The organism is Trichocoleus sp. DQ-A2 (assembly GCF_039961915.1).
Classification (GTDB): domain Bacteria; phylum Cyanobacteriota; class Cyanobacteriia; order Cyanobacteriales; family FACHB-T130; genus FACHB-T130.
Map to the genome: position 1 here is coordinate 28,479 of NZ_JAMPKD010000023.1, position 19,459 is coordinate 47,937.

Annotated in this window: 15 protein-coding genes and 1 riboswitch; of the genes, 7 read left to right on the forward strand and 8 right to left on the reverse strand. The window is 46.0% G+C overall.

What is annotated here, in order from left to right; translation table 11 throughout:
• Window positions 1-55: 55 nt before the first annotated feature.
• The gene (locus NC997_RS20775) at window positions 56-3,085 is read right to left on the reverse strand and encodes a valine--tRNA ligase (protein WP_190525535.1); all 3,030 of its coding nucleotides are present in this window, start codon (window positions 3,083-3,085) and stop codon (window positions 56-58) included.
• A 177-nt stretch (window positions 3,086-3,262) separates the two neighbouring features.
• On the opposite strand from NC997_RS20775, the gene NC997_RS20780 reads away from it, so the two are divergent.
• Window positions 3,263-5,554: an AAA family ATPase gene (locus NC997_RS20780; RefSeq protein WP_242031276.1), complete on the forward strand. Its 2,292-nt coding sequence runs from the start codon at window positions 3,263-3,265 to the stop codon at window positions 5,552-5,554.
• Window positions 5,551-6,750 (forward strand): restriction endonuclease, encoded by a 1,200-nt coding sequence (locus NC997_RS20785; protein WP_190525536.1) that lies wholly within the window; start codon window positions 5,551-5,553, stop codon window positions 6,748-6,750. Before NC997_RS20780 ends, NC997_RS20785 begins: the two co-directional genes overlap by 4 nt.
• Before the next feature lie 108 nt (window positions 6,751-6,858).
• On the opposite strand, the gene NC997_RS20790 is transcribed toward NC997_RS20785, so the two are convergent.
• Together NC997_RS20790 and NC997_RS20795 are read right to left on the reverse strand one after the other, a co-directional pair.
• Window positions 6,859-7,062: a hypothetical protein gene (locus tag NC997_RS20790; protein WP_190411686.1), complete on the reverse strand. Its 204-nt coding sequence runs from the start codon at window positions 7,060-7,062 to the stop codon at window positions 6,859-6,861.
• Between the two features lie 138 nt (window positions 7,063-7,200).
• Window positions 7,201-8,313, reverse strand: coding sequence for an acyltransferase family protein (locus NC997_RS20795; RefSeq protein WP_190525537.1), 1,113 nt, complete (start codon window positions 8,311-8,313; stop codon window positions 7,201-7,203).
• A 147-nt stretch (window positions 8,314-8,460) separates the two neighbouring features.
• On the opposite strand from NC997_RS20795, the gene NC997_RS20800 reads away from it, so the two are divergent.
• The 5 genes from NC997_RS20800 (at window position 8,461) to sipA (ending at window position 12,555) form a co-directional block, all read left to right on the forward strand.
• A complete protein-coding gene (locus tag NC997_RS20800; RefSeq protein WP_190525538.1) occupies window positions 8,461-8,634 on the forward strand; it encodes a hypothetical protein in 174 nt (57 codons plus the stop codon).
• 142 nt (window positions 8,635-8,776) lie between these two features.
• Window positions 8,777-9,214 (forward strand): nucleoside deaminase, encoded by a 438-nt coding sequence (locus tag NC997_RS20805; RefSeq protein ID WP_190525539.1) that lies wholly within the window; start codon window positions 8,777-8,779, stop codon window positions 9,212-9,214.
• Window positions 9,215-9,898: 684 nt separating this feature from the next.
• The gene (locus tag NC997_RS20810) at window positions 9,899-10,615 is read left to right on the forward strand and encodes a hypothetical protein (protein ID WP_190525540.1); all 717 of its coding nucleotides are present in this window, start codon (window positions 9,899-9,901) and stop codon (window positions 10,613-10,615) included.
• A 291-nt stretch (window positions 10,616-10,906) separates the two neighbouring features.
• A riboswitch (cobalamin riboswitch) is annotated at window positions 10,907-11,042 on the forward strand.
• 42 nt (window positions 11,043-11,084) lie between these two features.
• Complete coding sequence (locus NC997_RS20815; RefSeq protein ID WP_190525541.1) at window positions 11,085-12,137, forward strand: sirohydrochlorin chelatase; 1,053 nt, start codon at window positions 11,085-11,087, stop codon at window positions 12,135-12,137.
• Window positions 12,138-12,246: 109 nt separating this feature from the next.
• Entirely contained in the window at window positions 12,247-12,555 is a 309-nt protein-coding gene (gene sipA, locus NC997_RS20820; RefSeq protein WP_190525542.1) for a regulatory protein SipA, read from the forward strand.
• Window positions 12,556-12,645: 90 nt separating this feature from the next.
• Here the strand turns inward: sipA and NC997_RS20825 are convergent, their stop codons facing one another.
• From NC997_RS20825 to NC997_RS20845, 5 genes are all read right to left on the reverse strand, one after another.
• Window positions 12,646-13,494, reverse strand: coding sequence for a hypothetical protein (locus NC997_RS20825; RefSeq protein ID WP_190525543.1), 849 nt, complete (start codon window positions 13,492-13,494; stop codon window positions 12,646-12,648).
• A gap of 277 nt (window positions 13,495-13,771) precedes the next feature.
• Window positions 13,772-14,656, reverse strand: coding sequence for a lysophospholipid acyltransferase family protein (locus NC997_RS20830; RefSeq protein WP_347276067.1), 885 nt, complete (start codon window positions 14,654-14,656; stop codon window positions 13,772-13,774).
• 305 nt (window positions 14,657-14,961) lie between these two features.
• A complete protein-coding gene (locus NC997_RS20835) occupies window positions 14,962-15,894 on the reverse strand; it encodes an endonuclease/exonuclease/phosphatase family protein (protein WP_242031278.1) in 933 nt (310 codons plus the stop codon).
• 157 nt (window positions 15,895-16,051) lie between these two features.
• Entirely contained in the window at window positions 16,052-17,821 is a 1,770-nt protein-coding gene (locus NC997_RS20840; RefSeq protein WP_190525545.1) for a pentapeptide repeat-containing protein, read from the reverse strand.
• Window positions 17,822-17,932: 111 nt separating this feature from the next.
• The gene (locus tag NC997_RS20845; RefSeq protein WP_242031280.1) at window positions 17,933-19,408 is read right to left on the reverse strand and encodes a hypothetical protein; all 1,476 of its coding nucleotides are present in this window, start codon (window positions 19,406-19,408) and stop codon (window positions 17,933-17,935) included.
• Window positions 19,409-19,459: the final 51 nt, after the last annotated feature.

Genomic DNA, 19,459 nt, shown 5'->3' on the forward strand with positions numbered 1-19,459 from the left:
GGATTCGTAGGGGCGAGATATCTTTGCCCCTACGCGATCGCTTCTACAGTCTCTTCTACAGTTGCGCGAGTCGTTCGCGCAGCATTTCTGCCTGTGTCTCGGCTTCGGCAAGGGCATCCCGCGCTCCCTTGACGACATCAGCGGGTGCTTTATCAACAAATTTGGCATTGCTCAAACGTCCCGAAAGGGCTTTTGCTTCTGCTTCAACTTTGTTCAAATTTTTCTCTAACTTGGCACGCAGAGCATCCACATCGACGACACCAGCGAGGGGAATCGAAACTTGCACCGTACCCACGACACCAGCGATCGCTTGTGGCGTATCCGCTTGTGCGGTACTCGCCGGTTCTGGGGGAGAAACGGTGGATGGAGGATTCGTCGCACCAACTTGTTTGGCTTCTGAGACACGGGTTCCGAGAATTTGTTTTGCCACTGTTGCCACCGCAATTACACCAGTGCCCACTAAAAAGAGCAAGGGCAGCAACAGTAAAAATGGTAAGAAAATTGGGCTAATTTTAAAGTTGCCTTTTTCGTTGGCAGATACCGCCTGATTGGGTGTTTCGGCAGATGAAGGCGGCTGTTGTGTTTCGGCTGTCCCTGGGATGGTTAATTCTTCCACCTTCGCCAAGTCTTGAATATAAGACTGCCCAGCCAAGAGGATATGCCGTTCGCGATCGCTTTCAGTTTGCAAGATTGCTGACACCTTCACCCCAGGCTTAATATCTGCTTCTGCCCGTAAGTTGCGAATCGTCCGAATTGTGCCAATCAGCAGCTCAAATTGTTGCTCTAAATCCGGGTTAATGAGTGCTGGATCGGATTTGGGATAAGATTGCAACGCTAAGCTTTTGCCTTCATTCGCTTGAGTCAGCGTATGCCAAATTTCCTCGGTAATGTGCGGCATGAAAGGATGGAGTAATTTTAGAATTCCTTCCAGCACATAAGCGAGAGTTTGCTGAGCAACCAACCGCGAGGAAGCGGGGGCGTCTGGGCGCAGGCGAGGTTTGACCAGTTCAATGTACCAGTCGCAGAAATCGCCCCAAAAGAATTCATACAGTCCCTTAGCGGCTTCACCAAGACCATAGTTGTTGATGTAGTCGCCGGTTTGCTGCACTACTTGATGGTAGCGGGAGAGAATCCAGCGATCGCAGAGTTCGAGATCCCCGCCGTTAGTTTTTGTTTCGCCCTCCCCATCAACGGGGAGGATTGGGGTGGGGTTCCCCAATTGTTGCGGCGTCTTGCCATCCAGATTCATCATCACAAACCGGGCAGCATTCCACAATTTGTTCGTGAAATTGCGGCTAGCTTCAACCGAAGCCGATTCATCGGTCTTGCGGTTGTACTCCATCCGGATATCTTGACCCGCCCCAGCCACTTCTTTAATTAAGGTGTAGCGCAGGGCATCGGTGCCGTATTTGTCAATCAGCAACAGCGGATCGATGCCATTGTTGGCAGATTTAGACATTTTCTTGCCATTCTCATCCAGCACTAAGCCGTGGATGTAAACGTCCTGGAAAGGCATCTGTCCCGTAAAATGTCCCGCCATCATCGTCATTCTGGCAACCCAGAAGAAGATGATGTCAAAGCCTGTCACGAGGGTTGTGGTGGGGTAGTAGGTTGTGAAATCCGACGTCTGTTCGGGCCAACCCAAAGTAGAAAAAGGCCACAGACCAGAAGAGAACCAGGTATCGAGAACATCTGGATCTTGTTCCAGCTTGACATTTTCCCCAAATTCTGAGATTGCTTTTTCTCGTGCCTCTGCCTCGGTACGTGCGACAACAAACGGCGTTTCGTCAGTAATTGCGTCGCCTGTTTCACTCACTGCATACCAAGCCGGGATTTGATGTCCCCACCACAGTTGGCGAGAAATGCACCAATCTTTTAATTTCACTAGCCAGTCGCGATAAACCTTCGTCCATCGTTCTGGCACAAACTCCGGTGAATTCCGATCGTCTAGAAACCCTAGCGCCCGGTCAGCGAGAGGGCGAATTTTAACAAACCACTGAGTAGAGAGGAGGGGTTCAACGGGGACTTTCCCGCGATCGCTATAAGGAACCTTATGCTTATACTCCTCCACTTTCACCAGAACGCCGTCTGCTTCCAGTCGCTGCACCACATTCTTCCGAGCAACAAAGCGGTCTTGCCCCTGAAATTCTCCAGCGTTTTCGTTTAAAGAGCCGTCCTTATTCATAATGTTGATAAACGGCAAAGAGTGACGCTGACCCATCTCAAAGTCATTGGGGTCATGAGCGGGTGTCACCTTCACGCAACCCGTCCCGAAAGCCGGATCGACTAATTCATCGCCAATAATCGGAATTTCCCTCCCCATAATGGGCAGCGTCAGCGTCTTCCCAATCAAATGCTTATAGCGGTCATCGTTGGGATTCACCGCCACCGCTGTATCGCCCAGCATGGTTTCGGGGCGAGTCGTCGCTACTTCAACATAGCCGTTGCCATCGGTGAGGGGATAGCGGAAGTGCCACAGATGCCCGTTGACTTCTTGATTATCCACCTCCAAGTCAGACACGGCAGATTGACTCGCGGGACACCAGTTCACCAGGTAATTGCCGCGATAAATCAGTCCTTCCTCATACATTTGGATAAAAGCTTCCAACACTGCTTTGGATAAGCCTTCATCCATCGTGAAGCGTTCCCGCGTCCAATCTACCGAGACGCCCAAACGCCGCAGCTGATTCACAATGGTTCCCTCAGATTCGGTTTTCCACTGCCAAGCCCGTTCTAAAAACTTCTCGCGTCCCACCTCATGGCGAGTTTTTCCTTCTGCTTTCAGTTGTTTTTCCAGTACGGCGTTCACCGCGATACTGGCGTGGTCGGTTCCCGGTACCCACAGCGTGTTGCGTCCTTTCATCCGGTGGTAGCGTACGAGGGTGTCAATCAGGGAACTCTCGAAGGCGTGTCCCATGTGCAAGCTACCCGTGACGTTAGGCGGCGGAATCACGATGCAGTAAGGAACGCCTGGATGATTGGGGTCGGCTTTGAAGACTTGGTTTTCTTCCCAGAACTTCTGCCACTTGGTTTCTGTCGTAGTGGGGTCGTATTGGCTGGTGAGGGCGGGGATTGTTGCGGTCATGCTGGGAAGACTAAATGAAGACGGCTTTACATAAATTTTGCCATACGGTAGGGGAGGGATAGAGAGAATAAACCGCGAAGACGCTCTAGCATTCGCGGTTTATTAATTTAAAAAGCGATCGCACTTCCACACCAACAAGCCAACATTCGAGCCAGCAGCATTGAGAGCAGAGTCAATATGAGTGATAGGAATATTCTTGCTTGGGGCAATGTATATTACGCCGCCAGAAAGATCTGTACTTCAGTTGAGCAGGACTTGGGAGCCTTGGAATGGATTTTGCAGGCATGGCAAATACTAATTCAAAGCGGACTTGCGACATATTCAAGCGAGACGGAATACTGCGAAGTAGTCATACGCTTTATGGCTCTTATTGGCTTCTACCTTGAATCTTGTGAAGATTATGGTTTCGATTGGGAGGAGTACGTCGAAGCTAATTGCCTAAAGTGGGTGGAGAATTTTAAACTCAGCAATTCTGACATTAAACAAATCATTGAGCCTACCTTTAATAGGAACTTTGATAAATATGATGATGAAGAGAAATTCAAAACAAGCGAACTTTTGTACTTAGTAAAGAATGCCCACAAGAAAGTATACTCCGTGCTGATAGAGGGCTTTGGGAGTAAGTCAATGCTCTTTGACTCTATCTGGCAAAGCCAGCAACCAGAAACTCAACCACTAGAAATTGACGAAGAGTATGATTTTTACGAAACTGATGCTGAACTTCTGAGTGACGCAATCTTAGGGCAAGAGATGGATGTTTTGGCGAAAATATATGAACAGGCGAACGTTACAGCTATTAAGGAAGATATAGATCAAGTTGCGTTTTCAGCTAAGCAAATCGCTCATCAAATAGCTGCTTGGACGAAGATGTATAAACAGGCGAACGTTACAGCTATTAAGGAAGATATAGATCAAGTTACGTTTTCAGCTAAGCAAATCGCTCATTTTTTTAATGGGAAAATTATTACAGTTATTAATGATAAGGTCACTATGGAATTTAAGGGATCTAGAAAAATGATAGAGAATGAAAATTCAGAATGCCTTTTTTCCTACTATAGTTTTGATTTACTACTGAAATGGCATAAAAAATATCATCAAAATCCTCTTGAAATTATTAGTTCAGATGATTATGACGATTTTATGGAATATGTAGAGCAACCGTTTATTGAATTGTGCCAGCTAGTATCCGCTCAACTACCAGTCCATCTTGCTGCTAAAACAGTAAATTATGGTTCTATTTATGATTGTATTGTGAAAGAGCTTACGATTCGTTTAAATGGGGATTGTGAGACTGAATTACTAGGTCTAGAGGAGTATTTTAGCCCATTCCCATTGCTATACATCCGAATTAACCCTTACTCTTTAGCTTTTGGTTATGTAATTGAAACATATTCTAAGCTATTCTTACAAAGTCAGCAGAAGAATCCAAAAGCTCTGTTAGAGATTATATCAAATAATCCTACGCTGTTAATCAAAGATACAAATGAAATTGTAATTCCCAAGATAGATATTCTACAACAGTCAAGAAAGGAGTTAAGCAATAAAATTGCACAATATTTTAGGAATTATTTACCCTTACTTTTACTGGCTATCTGTGATGAGCCAATACCTGCTATATATCAATATTTAAATGGTGTTAATAATGAATATTTATTAAATCAGTTTACTGAAGATACAGCTATTGAAGAAGTAGAAATAAAAAGATGGATACGCGCCATTGAACGCAAGAAGCAAGCCATTTTCTATGGTTCACCTGGAACTGGAAAAACTTTCATAACTCAAAAAATTGCCCAATACTTAATCGGCGGAGGTTATGGTTTCTCGGAACTTGTACAATTTCATCCTGCGTATACCTATGAAGACTTCATTCAAGGTATCCGTCCACAAAGTCAAGATGGGCAATTGAAATATTCGCTAGTTCCAGGTCGCTTTCTGGAATTTTGTAAAAAGGCAGAGTCTTGTCAAGGTCTCTGTGTTCTTATTATCGATGAAATTAACCGTGCGAACCTGGCTCAAGTTTTTGGAGAATTAATGTATTTGCTAGAATATCGTGACAAAGAAATTCCCCTTGCTGGTGGTAATACCTTTCGCATTCCCCTTAATGTCCGTATCATTGGCACAATGAACACCGCAGATCGTTCTATTGCTTTAGTAGATCATGCACTACGCCGCCGATTTGCATTCATCGAACTCCGCCCAAATTATGAGGTACTACGGCGATATCACGAAAAGAAAACGAGTTTTAATGTGGATAAATTAATTGACGTGCTGAAGCGATTGAATAACGCGATCGCAGACAAACACTACGAAATCGGGATATCTTTCTTTTTGACAGAAAAGCTGCCTGAAGATATAGAAAGTATTTGGCTTATGGAAATAGAGCCGTATCTTGAAGAGTATTTCTTTGACAACCTGAAAAAAGTGGATGAGTTTCGCTGGGATAAACTTAAGCAAGAGTTATCACTATGAACCCAGCACAACCAAGAATTATCGAACTGACTGAATACGAAGTGAAGCCGTTAGCGTCTGAAGAGATGCCTCATTCAGTAGCAGTGGAATTGTGCCAGAAGTATGAAAAACAAGTAGATGTAAACTTTCCCAACTTTAAAACAGCTCACAAATGGCAACTCAAAGCTAAAGGATGGGTGGGATACATTCCTTTAACCACTGACCTTGGCATTAAGCTACAGCCAAAGGTGACAATAAAAAATCTCTTTGGTATGTTGGAATATGCCTACCAGTTAAAGAGTTTTCGCTTTATTGATGGGCTGATTGATTGCGAATTTATAGAGGATTTTTTTAGTCAATTTGCTCATGTTTTAGCACAGAAAATTTTAGATCGTGGACGAAAAGGTTTTTACCGCACATACTTACCAAAAACCGGAAATCTGACGTATGTTCGGGGACGATTGGATGTGCGGCAAACTATCCAGAAACCTTGGGATGTCAAACTTAAATGTCACTACGAAGAACACACCGCTGATATCGAAGAAAATCAGATTCTTGCTTGGACACTTTTTATTATTGGTCGCAGTGGGTTGTGTTCAGAAAGAGTGTTGCCAAAGGTACGACAAGCTTATCATGCACTCCAGGGAAGTGTAACGCTTAAATCCTATAGCGCAGAAGATTGTATTGGGCGACGTTACAACCGTTTGAATGAAGATTATCGGTTATTACACGCCCTATGTCGGTTCTTTCTAGACAACTCTGGGGCAACCCATGAAAGGGGCGATCGCACGATGTTACCCTTTTTAGTTGATATGGCGAAACTGTATGAACTGTTCGTTGCTGAATGGCTCAAGGAAAACACGCCATTAGGTTTTGTCCTCAAGCAGCAATATCCAGTAACAATTGGCCAAAATCAGCGGTGTCCTATTGACCTGATACTATGCGATCGCTCGACTGGTGCAATACGTTATGTGCTGGATACAAAATATAAAGCGCCTGACAAAGTGGCGATCGCTGATATTCACCAGATGAGAAGCTATGCGATGGCGACCAAGTGTAACGAAGCGGTTTTGATCTACCCGAAACGCTTGAATGAAGTGCTGGACTCCCAAAATGATGAATTTCGGCTCCGCAGCCTAACCTTCTCCTTAGATGGCGATCTCGATCAAGCAGGTCAGAAATTCTTACAAGATTTATTTGCTGACAACCTCTCCTGATTCCTCTTAAGACTTCCTTCGGGCTATACAGCGTCTTCGCAGTTTGTTTTTTGAGCGATCGCAAAGCGTATGCCGTTTCTTAGCAGCTTTTTGACCAATATCTTCGATTCATTCCCCTAGTTTCAGCAAACCATGACGGACACCATAAAATAGCCGATTGAGCATGGTTTGTTCTTCTTCATCCAACCAATCTTTAGTGAGCAGAACAGTTTGCAGCTGGTACTGATTCACGGGAGTAATCCGGCGGGAGACGAATATCTGAGCAACTAGATCCTCGATAGTCACTTGGGTCGGAAAAAACTCAGCTGTCATGGTCAGATCAAGAATTTGATATCTCTACTCTCAGCTTTTTCCGAACCATCCCCAGTGATGCAAGCTAGAAAAAATTGTGACAACACCTTAAAAACTAAGTGATCCCGGTCATTTCTGGAGTCATGAGGAAGTGCTGTCTCAGATTTTCAAAAACCACTTTTGGCGATACATTGCGTACAGAATCGCCCACCAGAACAACAATGTCATGATGGCGAACAATAAAGAGGCGTTCATCGCTCCCGCCCAAGACACAAAGGCATTCTCATAGATCCAGTTATAAGTAGTTGGGGCGGTTTCGCCGGTTCCGACGTGGGTTTTAGCTAGGATTTTAATCAGCACAACTGAGGCGACGAACGCGAAGATAGCGTTTAACCCCATAACTTCAAACGGCTTTCCCCATCGACGGAACTTCCGCACTTCCATCAATTCATAACAAGCTGCCAGCAACAGCAACGCCCAACCAGTTGTGAAAAGCACAAAAGAACTCGTCCACAGTTTCTTGTTGATGGGAAACGTTAACCCCCACGCCCATCCAGCGACTAGGCAAGCAATGCCAAACAAGACCAAGCCGATACTGGTGCGTGACTGTACTGGTTGGGTGCGTATCCAGTCAACCGTAAAGTAGCCGGTGAGGACGGTGACAACTGCTGGAAGAGTGCTGAAAAGACCTTCAGGATCTCCCATTGAGTTGAAATTATCTCCCTTATACAGATGCGCTGTGCCAATAATCAGGCGGTCAATATAAGCGCCAAAATTCCCTTCCCTCGTTAAGACACCAGCTCCATAATCGGGAACCGGGATCAAAGACATCGCCATCCAGTACCCAATGAGTAGCAGTGCTGCGAGTACCCACTGTCCTTTGCGTGGCACGTTAAGAACTATCAGAGCAGCCACCAGGTAGGCAAGGCTAATCCGCTGCAAGACGCCCATGATGCGGATGGAGCTGAAGTCATAATTCCAGAAGCCGTTCAGCAGCAAACCAAGAATAAAAAGAATCGCCGCTCGGCGTAAAATTTGTCTATAAACATCGGCAGTAGGGCGGTTCCCTTCCGCGTATTTGGAAAGGGAAAAGGTCATTGCCCCGCCGACAATAAATAGAAAGAAGGGAAATACCAAGTCTGCCAAGGTGCAGCCGTGCCATTCTGCGTGTTCCAGGAAAGGATAAACTTGGTCGGCAACTCCCGCCTGATTAACTAAAATCATTCCCGCAATGGCAATACCTCGAAACACATCGAGCGAAGTCAAGCGCATAGTAGAGTTTCCAGAAGCAAGACATTAATAAATAACAGGGTGATAGGCATCACTCTATCGAACGAAGACGTTCATCTTGTCGCTTAGGGTAACATCACGGGGAAGGAAATCAAAATAATTCCCGATTAATTAAAGAGTTGTAGGAGCGTGATGCTAGCTCTAGCCGTTCAAGCTTATACTAGGGTCACGAAACTGCTCGATAAAATTTTGGTATCGCGAATTACTCGTACTGACCCGCAACAACTAAGCGCGGCGTTGTTGCAGGCTTTCTTGAAGGAAGTCGAACATATTCTGATGGACGGAATACTTTCCTGTGGTTGATATAGATTGCTAATGTTCAAAAATTAAGCAATTGTTTTTTAGCATTTTATTCAGTTGATTTAAGGATGATAATTTATAGCCTTACCTTAAAATAGGATAAGATAAGTCTTATCCAGAAAGATTTTTTTGTCGCAGGAGTTGGATGAAAATAGAAAAGTTTATGAAGATAGCCCTGGAAGAAGCAAAGCTAGGAGATGCTCCTTACGGTGCAGTAATTGTTAAAGACAATCAAGTAATTATTAAAGCGCACAATACTGTCGAAACGGATAATGACCCAACCGCCCATGCAGAACTTAACGCGATTCGTTGTTTAACAAAAGAAATGAAAAATCCTTCTTTAGAAGGTTATACCTTGTACACAACTTGCGAACCGTGCCCAATGTGTACAACAGCTTGTATATGGGCAGGGATATCTGAAATTATATTTGGAGCTTCCATTCAAGACTTAATTGAGGCTGGTGTTCCCCAGCTTGACTTATCTAGTGAAGAAATTATTAGAAAAGGGTTTAAGAAAATAAAAGTGACCAAAGGAATTCTAAAAGAAGAAGCTTTACAATTATTCAATCATTCATGCGGCTAGGTTAATTGGGTAAAGGCAGCTTAGCGGAGGTGTGAAAATTATTGTGACACGCTTACCCACTGATGATACCCCTTAAAAAGGGGACTTTGAGTGGTTCGGGTCCTTCCTCTTTAAGCTTCTCTAAGGCAGGGTGGTTTCATTTATTAAAAGAAAATTATGTAGCGTTGATTTTGGTTGGCGGTAGGGGCTTTTTGATTGCCATGCCCCTACAAAATGTCGCAATGCCTCGATATTTTCTAAGGGTTGTATGAAACCACCCTGCTTTTTAAACTTCCTTAGGGGGAGCGGATACTCTCGGATATTAGGAGGGACATCCTCTTCCGCAGGATTTCGTTAACGTGCCACTTCAGCAGCAATTAAAGGTAAAATTTCCAGTTTTCTAAATAAACCTTAATTCAGCTCATTTAGAAAGCATATCAATTGGCAAACCCTCTTCTGTACTGGCGAAGGTAACAGAAGAGGGTTCGCTGTGGAAAATCAAGAAAAATTAAATGGGGTGATTCCGTCTAGGAGGAAGCGTTTCAGAAGAACTAATATTTACTTTAAAGTCAATTCGTATTTTTCCTGAAATAAAGATGTAGTAATTATTAAATTTACAATTTTATTAATTTGACTTTATTCTAACTTTATTTAAATAAACGTATTCTGGTTTTAGTAAGCAGAGCATCTACAAAATAACAAGTCATGAAAAAGCTTTTGATGTTGGTAGCGATCGCGCTGTTTGTTCCATTCTTTGCCCAGCGCTCCGAAGCCGCCACGATGCTTAAGGTGTCGCAAGAATCTAAACCAGGTTTGGGTGATTTTGATAGTAATATCTTGGGGTTTGTTGACGCTTTCAGTACAAATAAAACAGCAGCCAATTACTACCAGTATAGCAAAGGTTATAATTCATCCTTTAGTAACCCAGTCCTGAGTTTAACGGCTAAGCAATCTCACCTTTTTTTTGTAGATGCTATTGATGGGCTGTCACTGTTCATCGTTCATTCTAAGCCGGGTAATCTAACAGGTGGAGCAGCTAAAATGAGCTTTAACTTGTTGGGAGATACGGCGGAATTAAAAATTGTAGACGATTTAGGTGAGGCAACTGCAAATTCCACTGGCACCGTCTTTACTTCAAATCAGAGTTGGGGAGCTTGTTGCACTGATGGTTTAGCCATTGGTTCGCTTGACAGCAATTGGGAAATGTTGGTGCAATTCACTGCGCCGCCTAGAGAGTTGAACAGATGGCAAGTGTATTCTTCATCAACCTCGGCAAATATTTCACTCTCGATGCAAACAGGGCGTCGAGTAAAATTAAACGTTGCACCCGTATCTACACCTGAGCCTTCAAGTATGACTTCCTTAGTTTTTGCCGGGTTAGCACTGGCTGTACGTCGTCGCACTCAGGGCGGTATTTTGTAATGGAGAATTTGTATTTTTTATCAGACTTCTATGTATGGGGTTAGCTTTATACAGTCAGCAATGGTTTGGATTGATAAGGTTCTATAAGCTACAAAAAATGGGAGCATCCCGCTTTTGTAAAAAAGCCACAAACGGTCAATCAATTCTAGAGTTGCTCGAGCGAGCGTCAAACTTGCGAATGATACTCGATAAAGTTGGAAAAATTTTCCTTCAGTTTTGATGGGGCATCAAAAACTGGCATCTGGAGAGTCTTGGGAATACCCCCTCCCCCTGGATTTTGAGCTGCGACCGGATCGGCTAAGATATCAAGGCACACGTAAAGGGTAACAACGTGGGGAAACGCCGGTGCAAATCCGGGGCTGTGCGGCAGCTGTAAACGAGATGACTCTCGGAAGCCAGAATGCCTACTTAGTACTACCTTCATACAGTCTAACTTCCTGCCTTGCACGGGAAAGGAGCAATCAAATTGATGCCTAGTATAAATTCAACCGATCTGATGGGACTGCAATCCCCTACTCCCCAGTCGATTCAATTGCCGCCGCTACCTTTGCGTCGTCCGTTGTTGATGGTTGGTCATGGCACCAAAGATGAGGATGGACGGCAGAGTCTTCTAGATTTTGCCGATGCGTATCAAGCGTTAGACCCGTCGCGTCCTGTTTTACCTTGTTTTCTAGAACTCACTACCCCCACGATACAGGAGGGGGTGGATCGCTGTGTAGAAGAGGGTTACACGGAACTCTCTGTATTGCCGATTTTGCTATTTGCAGCTCGACACAATAAGTTTGATGTTACGAATGAGTTAGACCGGGCAAGGGTTAGACATCCCCAGGTGAAGTTTTACTATGGGCGTCATTTTGGGATTACGCCAGGGATTTTGGATTTGTGGCGATCGCGTCTTTCGGAATTAGACCAACCCCAGTACAATCGCTCAGAAACGGTTCTGCTCTTTGTCGGTCGGGGTTCCAGCGATCCTGATGCGAACAGCGATGTTTATAAGCTTGCCCGGATTCTGTGGGAAGGTAGCGGCTACGCCACCGTTGAAACTTGCTTTATTGGCATTACCCATCCCCGTCTGGAAGAAGGGTTCCGCCGTGCTAGACTCTACGAGCCTAAACGCATTATCGTCCTACCGTACTTCCTATTTACCGGCGTCTTAGTTAAAAAGATTTTCGACATCACGGCGCAACAACAGGAGCAATACCCGGATATTTCCATGACTTGCCTACCAGAAATGGGCATTCACCCTCAGTTGTTGTCTGTATTAAGAGAACGAGAAATTGAGACGCAGTTGGGGCAAGTGCAAATGAATTGCGAAATGTGCAAATTCAGGATAGCAGCCAATAGCAACAGTAACGGGCACACTCCCGCCCACGATCATTCCCATCATGGACATGGGCATGGGCATGGGCATGGGCATGGGCATGGGCATGGGCATGGGCATGGTCACGATCATGCTCACCCTGCTGAAGATCCATACAGAAATGTAGAGCAATATCACCAAAAGATTTGGCAAGCGCCTTGAATATTTGATAAGTAGTCATTAGTCAGTTGTTATTAGTCATTGGTGTCACTCGCAAAGAACTTAGAACTAATGACTACTGACACCCAACTACTTCATTACCTAAAAACTGATGTCTAAAGAATTTGTAATTGGTGAGCGAGTCCGTGTGGTAACGTTGCCGCCTTACGTTAAAACAGCGGAACCGATGCCGATGCTGCGTCCTCCTGATGTGATTCAGCTTGGGGAAGAGGGGGTCGTTGTTGACCGGCGTCCAGGGGGATATTGGAGCGTCCGCTTTGCCAGAGGAGTTTTTTTGCTGGATAGCCAGTTTATAGAGTCCGTGCAGGCGATCGCTGATACCGAATCAGGGACAGAGGCAACTGATGTGCGATCGCACAATGTACTACCGGAGCAAAAATATATCGTTGACCCCAGCTGAGTCAGAGGCGAGCGCGTGTCCTCAAAGCAAGGCGTTCGCCTAGCGCTGACTTGTCAGTTCGCACCTCAACAATCGCTAACCCCGATTAAATTACTTCCGCTTTTTCTGGTTTTTCTTGCGTGACTCCTTGGACATCTTTTTTTTAGACTTGGCTTTGGGATCGCTCTTGCCAGGGCGAAAGCCTTTTGCTTCCTGAGAAATTGATGAACCCGTGAAGCCAGGATCGCTGACCCCCTTTCTTTGAAAGCTCTGGTTAAATTCTTTCTTCGGTAATTCTTCAGGCGACTTCAAGCCCAATCCCACCTGCACATCATCCCAGTCTCCTACCAAGAAACGATCCACGGTATCAGCAGCAAAGACACGCTCTATCAGCGGCGCGGACTCTACCGCCTTCAGATCGACCAGGGAACCTATGAGAAAGCTATTCAATTCTGAGCCGTTTTCTGCAAACGATTCCAGTTGATGGGTGAGAATCGCAACACACTCAGGACGAGCCTCAGGATGATCGATTGCAATGTCTTCCAGACAGTTAAGAGCCGTTGTGCGGGGGAATATCGCCTGAGAGGTATCCGCTAGATAAGCCGCCAGAGCCGGAATCGCGGCTTGCCCGATCATGCTATAGACTAATGGCAGTTCTTCGGCAATCCATTCCCAATAGTTGCTTTCCTCTTTCTCAAACAAGCCCATGAGCGGCTCAATGCCAGCCTCAGCGCGGAGTTGGCCCAATGCTCTCCAGGCATGAATGGGTGCCCAGGATTCGAGCGTGTCTTCATCATCCCGGTATAACTCGTTGTCTGTTGCCATGCGGATCAAGTTAGGAATGTCCGTGGGGGCAATACCGAGTTCCAGATAGTCAGGCCAATTGTCAAAGTCCATCTCGGCGCAATTGCCATAGGTGAGCAGCTGGTTTACTGGTGGTGGATAACTCTCTATGCTCATCTCAACCCCTTTGTTTTCATCTCGATTGCTTCTCCCTAGATTCACTTGAGCTTTGGCACCCTCAAGTCCTCATCTCTATCACGATACCGAGGATGAATCAATATAGATAATTAGTCGCGGGATAGCGAAGCAACGTTACTCTCAAGCGTGCTTCGCCTTCATTAATTCACCGCTACTAGGTGAAAAAGTGAGTTGGGAGGGGAAGATCCCCGGTGCGATCGCCCTCTTGTATTCTTTTCTCTGGCTTCTTCGCAGTTGGTTTAGTTCCTGTGCCTTTTTAGGGTGCGGATGATTGCCTCGCGCTAACTTCTAGAACTAAACGGTCTAGTGCAAGTTGCATCTGGGTACAAACTTTTTCATAGCAAGCATTCACATAAGCGCGATCGCTAGCTGCTGCACGACCATAGCGTTCAAACACAATTGGGGCGAGGACGCGGGTATGAATTTGCACTGGTAGCGGAAAATTCGGGATCGGGCCAATTGCCACTCCCCAAGGCAACCCTAAATAAAGTGGAAATACACCCGTTTCAGCATCTAACTTCCAGGGAAAGCCCCATTCATGCAGTTGTCGCACTTGCTGGTAGAAATCTGCTAGAACAATCAGCGTCTCGTGGGCACCATGAGAAATAATCGGTACAATTGGCGCTTCTTCCCGCAGTGCCAGTTTGATAAATCCCTTACGCCCTGCTAGATGAATTTGATAACGCTGGTTGTAAGGACGAAACATATCTTCAGCCCCGCCAGGATAGACGAGTACGGATGCACCCTTCTGGAGGGCAGCGATCGCTACTTTCGGATGCGCGATCAGCGCCCCTACCTGGGCAGCTGGCACCGCGAAGATAGGAGTTTTCCAAGCTGACGGATGCATGAGTCCATAAGCTAAGCGTTCGTAGCCAAACCGGCGGAACCAGTCATACAAAAACATCGAAGTATCGGGCGAAGCCAAACCTCCATTATGGGAACCGACAACCAGCACCTTCCCTTCGGGGGGCATATGATGCCAGCCATCCGTTTGAACCCGAAAATAGTGGCGGTAGAACCATTCCCATACCGGCATCCAAGCTTTAATCACATCGGGATTTCGCTCTTCTAGCGACCAACCATCAAACTGATGACCGGCGGTTTTGCCGTCACTGCCTCTGCTACCCGTAGAAACATTAATATTGTCAAACAATGGTTCTTAACCACCCGAAACTCATAAATTGCGTTCTTTAGGATAATCTGCTGCCGAGTCTATTGGCAAACATTTTCCCTTTTTCTAGCGATCGTTTCCCAATCTTTTTCGGTTAAGGCTCGATCCCCAAACCCTGATTAACAAAAGGGGCAAATTTCCTCCCTTTTAAGGGGCTAGGGAAGGGATTTCTAAGGAGCGAACACCACTAAGGGGACATATTGCATTGCTTTTGCTCTCAGTTTACCTATCTTGCCCTCATTTCTACCTTTTGTGTTGTCTGCGCCTGGAGTGGTTCATTTCTTTTCTGGAATTACCAAGTCTGCAATTAAAGGTCGGTGGTCTGAACCAACATTCGGCCCAGTGCGAATATTCTTGACTTTAATTTCTGGACTGATTAAACAATGATCGATAGGAATGGATAAAGCAAAAGAGAAAGGTGGGAGAGTTTGAGAATAAGAAGCTTTCATAGGCCAACTCGGTAGAATCCCAAATCCTTTCTGGGCATTATGCAGCCCAGTTTTATTGATAAATCTTTTGTAATAAGGAGACCACATAGTTATATTTAAATCCCCAACCATTACAACTGGGGTTTTCAATTTTTGTATATATTGGCTGATTTTGTCTAGCTGTTGATTCCGAGAATGAAAGAAGGTAGGTTTGACGGGCGGTAGCGGATGAGTGGCAATCAGGGAAATCAATTGTCCGTTCATCGTAAAGTTGCCAACAATACTATTATTTTTATCTGTCCCAAAAAGATTGATAGAAGCGTTGGTGAGAGGCTGCTTACTATAAACGGCGATACCTAGATTATAAGGATTAGGTTTTTTAATGGAGTAGGGAAGAATATCAAGAAGAGAATCTAATTGTTTTATCCAAGCGTCGTTAACTTCTAAAAAGACAGTAATTTCTGGTTTTTCTTTTCTAACGACAGATAATATTTTTGAATAGCTTTTATTTTGCGTATTCAGATTTGAGCTTAAAATTCGGATAGATTCAATATTATTCCCCGGTTTTGGCGATAGAGAAATATACCAAGGGAGTATCTCTGCTAAGAGTAGAGAAATACAAAATAGGCTAATCAAGATTAAGAGTTTTTTGCGAGTCAGTAAGAGTAAGGCAAATAACACTAACCCTACAATGAGATATTGCAGTTTAAAGTGAGAAAGCTGTTCTAAAAAGATATTCCAGCCAACTAAGCTAAGCAAAGAAAGCAGCGTTATCCCCAAAATCCCCAAGAATAATAAATAGGGAATTAGCTTGATGAAGAGATGGTTGTGGGAATTTTTATTCAGCGATCGCATACACGGTATCACCAGCGCCTCCCTTGAGCGTACCAGGTTGAACGCGGGTGGGGCTAGAGCTGTCTCATCTACATAGACAACTCTATTTTTGCGGAAGATGGGGCCAAATGAGCACGATCGCTAACCGGAGTGACTCCCCCACCATTGAAAAACGCACCGTTTCATCCGCCGTCTTCTCCCACTGCAACAACTGCTTTTGGAACGTCTGGTCTTGCTTTGCTCGCTTTACCAGCGCCTGACTAATCATTGTCTTTTGGATTTCTTCGGTCGAGATCCCCTCGTTCTTCAGGAAATTCAACAACCGCTGCACGCTTTCGACCAACTGCTCTGGCGCTTGGGAGAGGATAATCAGTTGGATCTGTTTCACCACCTCTTGATAAATCCGCAGCCGATAATCGGGTGGAGGCGACGGTAGTAACGGTGGCGGTGGTGGTGGCGGTACCTTCAGCGTTACAGGTGGATTTTCTGGGCGAACCTTGATTTCCAGCAGATCCAAGATCGCTTGTCGCTTAGACTCCACCAACTGGAGCATCTCCGGGTAGATCTGCAAAACTCGTTGAGACAGAGTTTTCGCATTCACAAAATGACTCGACGCCAGTTTTAGCAGATACTGCTCCTCCTGGGGTTGGTAAGACTTAATACTGAGTTGCAAGTCAGGAGAATCGAGTTGCACCTGAGCCAAAGTAAACACTAGCGCTTCCCAATTCGGAGCTTCTTTCAAAAAAACTTCTATGGTAGTGGCACCCTCCGCACCCTCCGCGTCCCCGGTGCTATCGTCCTTGCCAAATTCCCCCGGCTCAAAATCCCGACCGATTGGAAAGCGCTCAGTCGGTTTTTTAGTCGCGTAATTAAACCGGGTAAAAACATAACGGCACTCCACCTTAGAAAGATCGACATCCTCAAGATGCCAGTTGCTGATGCAACAGCCGGTCAGTTGCGCTTGGTCCAGATTGGTGCGAATCAGATGACTTTCTAGAAGATAGGCGTCGCCCAAATTTGCCTCGGACATCGTGCAGTCGCCCAGGTATGCCCCGCTCAAATCAGCTTTCCGCAGATCCGCCCCGCGTAAATTTGCCTCGCTCAAGTCGGCACGTAACAAATACACATCCTGCAAGATCGCTCGCAGTAAATAAGCTTTTCGCAAACTGGCTTTGAGTAAATACGCTCCCGTTAAATTTACCCGACTCAAGTCAGCACTATTGAGAATCGCCTCGCTCAAATCGGCACCGATGAGAATTGACCGATGCAAGTCTGCCTCAGTCAAATTTGCCGCCCGCAAGTAGGCTGAACTGAGGTCGGCTTCCGTCAAGTTGGTGCCGACTAAAATTGCATCTCGTAAATTCGCAGCTTCTAGATGCGCTTCCCGAAGATTTGCACTGCTGAGGTTTGCGCCAACCAAGCTAGCGCGACGGAGATTTGCCTCCATCAACTCGGCTTCGATTAACTGAGTGCCGTTGAGTTTGGCATTTTCGAGATTGATTTGATCCAGCTTCGCCCTACGCAAGTCAGCACCGCTCAAGTCGGCTTCTTGAAGCACCGCCCAGTTGAGGTCGGCGTCTTGGAGAGTGGCTAAACGCAAGTCCACTTTCACCATCCGAGCGCGACTCAAAATTGCCTGGTTAAGATTGGCACCTGTGAGGTTGACACTCCGCATATCGGCTTGGCGCAGACAAGCACCAATCAGCTTGGATTGGTTCAGAGAAGCCCAACTGAGGTTGGCACCGCTCAAGTTCGCTCCGGTTAAGTTTATATCGCGGAGATTGACCCCGCCGAGGCTGGCTCCACTGAGGTCTACATAGGAAAAATCGCGTTCTCCTTGTCGGTACCGATCGAGGAAGTTATGTATTTGCACACCCTTGAAGGATAAAAATTATTAAATTTTAAAAATAAAAAATTTAAAAGGCAAAATTTTTAGGGATTTCCTTCTTTATTTTGCCTTTTAAATGAGTAAAACTTGGCTCTTTTATGGTACCCAGCGCGGATGAAATCCAGCGAAAGGCAGCGCCTCTGGTTGGATCTGGGCTTGGGGTTGTGCAGCTTCTGGCTGGCTCAGGGGAAGCAGCCAAAGGCGACTGGTCGCGATCGCTTGTCCTTCACTGGTTCTCAAACTGTCTGCCGCGGTTGCCGTCTCGTTGGTCACAACTTGGTCAAACAGCAGCGCTAACCCATCCGGTGCCAGACTCATCTGAATATCCCGCTGGGTGGGCAGGAGCAACAGCGGCTCGATCGCCTTTGCATCCAGAGTCCCTTTCTCTGTCTGGAGGTCAATTTCCGCAATGTAAGGCTGTTCTTGGTACTCTTCTCCTGGCAGTAACTGAGTCAGCAGGCAGTAGAGCGTTTCCTTATAAGGAGCAAACTGACAGTTGAGGATTGAGCCATTTGTTCGCAGCAGTTCTTTCTGTGCGCCTTGGTTGGTGACTAAAAAGAGCGATCGCGTGTAATCTGTATTAAATTTCACCATCGCTGCTGCCGAGCCATCTCTGGCAAAATCCAGCGCCATCCCAAACTTGGGCAGAAAATCTAGCGGTTTGGCTCCTGGTGTCAGCGGCAGAATCGCGATGCCCTCTCCCTGAGCGCTTGCCACCGAGGCACTATCCGGCGCAATCAAAAAATCCCCGCCCGGTTGGTTATTCAGCGGTTGCGGCGGTGCATTCGGTCGGACTACCCACAAGCCAAATTCGGCTGGATTTTGGCTGTTCACCCGCTGAACAACAATCGTTTGCCCATCCGCCGCTAAGTCAAATTTGAGATTCTGGTAATTTTTATTATCTAAAACCAGATTCATTCTGCCTGGGGGATCGAGATCCTTTTCAGATTTTCCTTTGGTTTTGTAATGGAGTCCGGTACTGACGGTGTACAGTTGTTGCGCCAATACACCGGGTTGGTTATTCGTCGCGTCGGTGGCAGAAAACAAAACCTTGTCACCATCTGGATACACCTTAAAGTCCATCACCACGAGGTCTTTAGGCGTCAGAACGGTTTTTTTGTTTTGGGTGAGGTTGTAGAGGATTAACTGTCCCTGTTCTTCTTTCTCAACGCCCAGGTAGATAAAAGCGCGATCGCGGGTGCGAAACTGACTCGTAAACGGCTGAATTGCCCTTCCTGTTTTTCCTTGAGTCCCCAAGCGCTCTCGCGCCCCCTGTAATTCCACTTTATAGTCGGTGTCATAGGATGCTGGGGAAGTGAGGGTATAAGACATCTTCCGCCCCGCCCAACTGAATTTACCCCCCAAAGGTGGAGCGATTCGCAGATTTGCTTCCACGCTGCTGTGTTCCATCGGGCGGCTAAAGGTGAGGATAAAGGAAGTATCCTCAACACCTATTTTTTCTCCCTGCCAGTTGAAATCCCGCACGCGAGGTCCGGTGACTAAAAAACAGTTCGTGCCGCAGGCATCGCCACCCCACACGACTAGCCCAATCACCACGCTTAGCACCAGCATCAGCGCTAGCGCCAGACGGTCAACAGGTTGCCCCCATTTTCGATTTTCGAT

Coding starts and splice junctions, on each gene's coding strand:
- NC997_RS20810 (WP_190525540.1), top strand. CDS start 9,899: ATGAAAAAGCTTTTGATGTTGGTAGCGATCGCGCTGTTTGTTCCATTC.
- NC997_RS20775 (WP_190525535.1), bottom strand. CDS start 3,085: ATGACCGCAACAATCCCCGCCCTCACCAGCCAATACGACCCCACTACG.
- NC997_RS20805 (WP_190525539.1), top strand. CDS start 8,777: ATGAAAATAGAAAAGTTTATGAAGATAGCCCTGGAAGAAGCAAAGCTA.
- NC997_RS20825 (WP_190525543.1), bottom strand. CDS start 13,494: ATGAGCATAGAGAGTTATCCACCACCAGTAAACCAGCTGCTCACCTAT.
- NC997_RS20815 (WP_190525541.1), top strand. CDS start 11,085: ATGCCTAGTATAAATTCAACCGATCTGATGGGACTGCAATCCCCTACT.
- NC997_RS20795 (WP_190525537.1), bottom strand. CDS start 8,313: ATGCGCTTGACTTCGCTCGATGTGTTTCGAGGTATTGCCATTGCGGGA.
- NC997_RS20780 (WP_242031276.1), top strand. CDS start 3,263: ATGAGTGATAGGAATATTCTTGCTTGGGGCAATGTATATTACGCCGCC.
- sipA (WP_190525542.1), top strand. CDS start 12,247: ATGTCTAAAGAATTTGTAATTGGTGAGCGAGTCCGTGTGGTAACGTTG.
- NC997_RS20790 (WP_190411686.1), bottom strand. CDS start 7,062: ATGACAGCTGAGTTTTTTCCGACCCAAGTGACTATCGAGGATCTAGTT.
- NC997_RS20845 (WP_242031280.1), bottom strand. CDS start 19,408: ATGCTGGTGCTAAGCGTGGTGATTGGGCTAGTCGTGTGGGGTGGCGAT.
- NC997_RS20785 (WP_190525536.1), top strand. CDS start 5,551: ATGAACCCAGCACAACCAAGAATTATCGAACTGACTGAATACGAAGTG.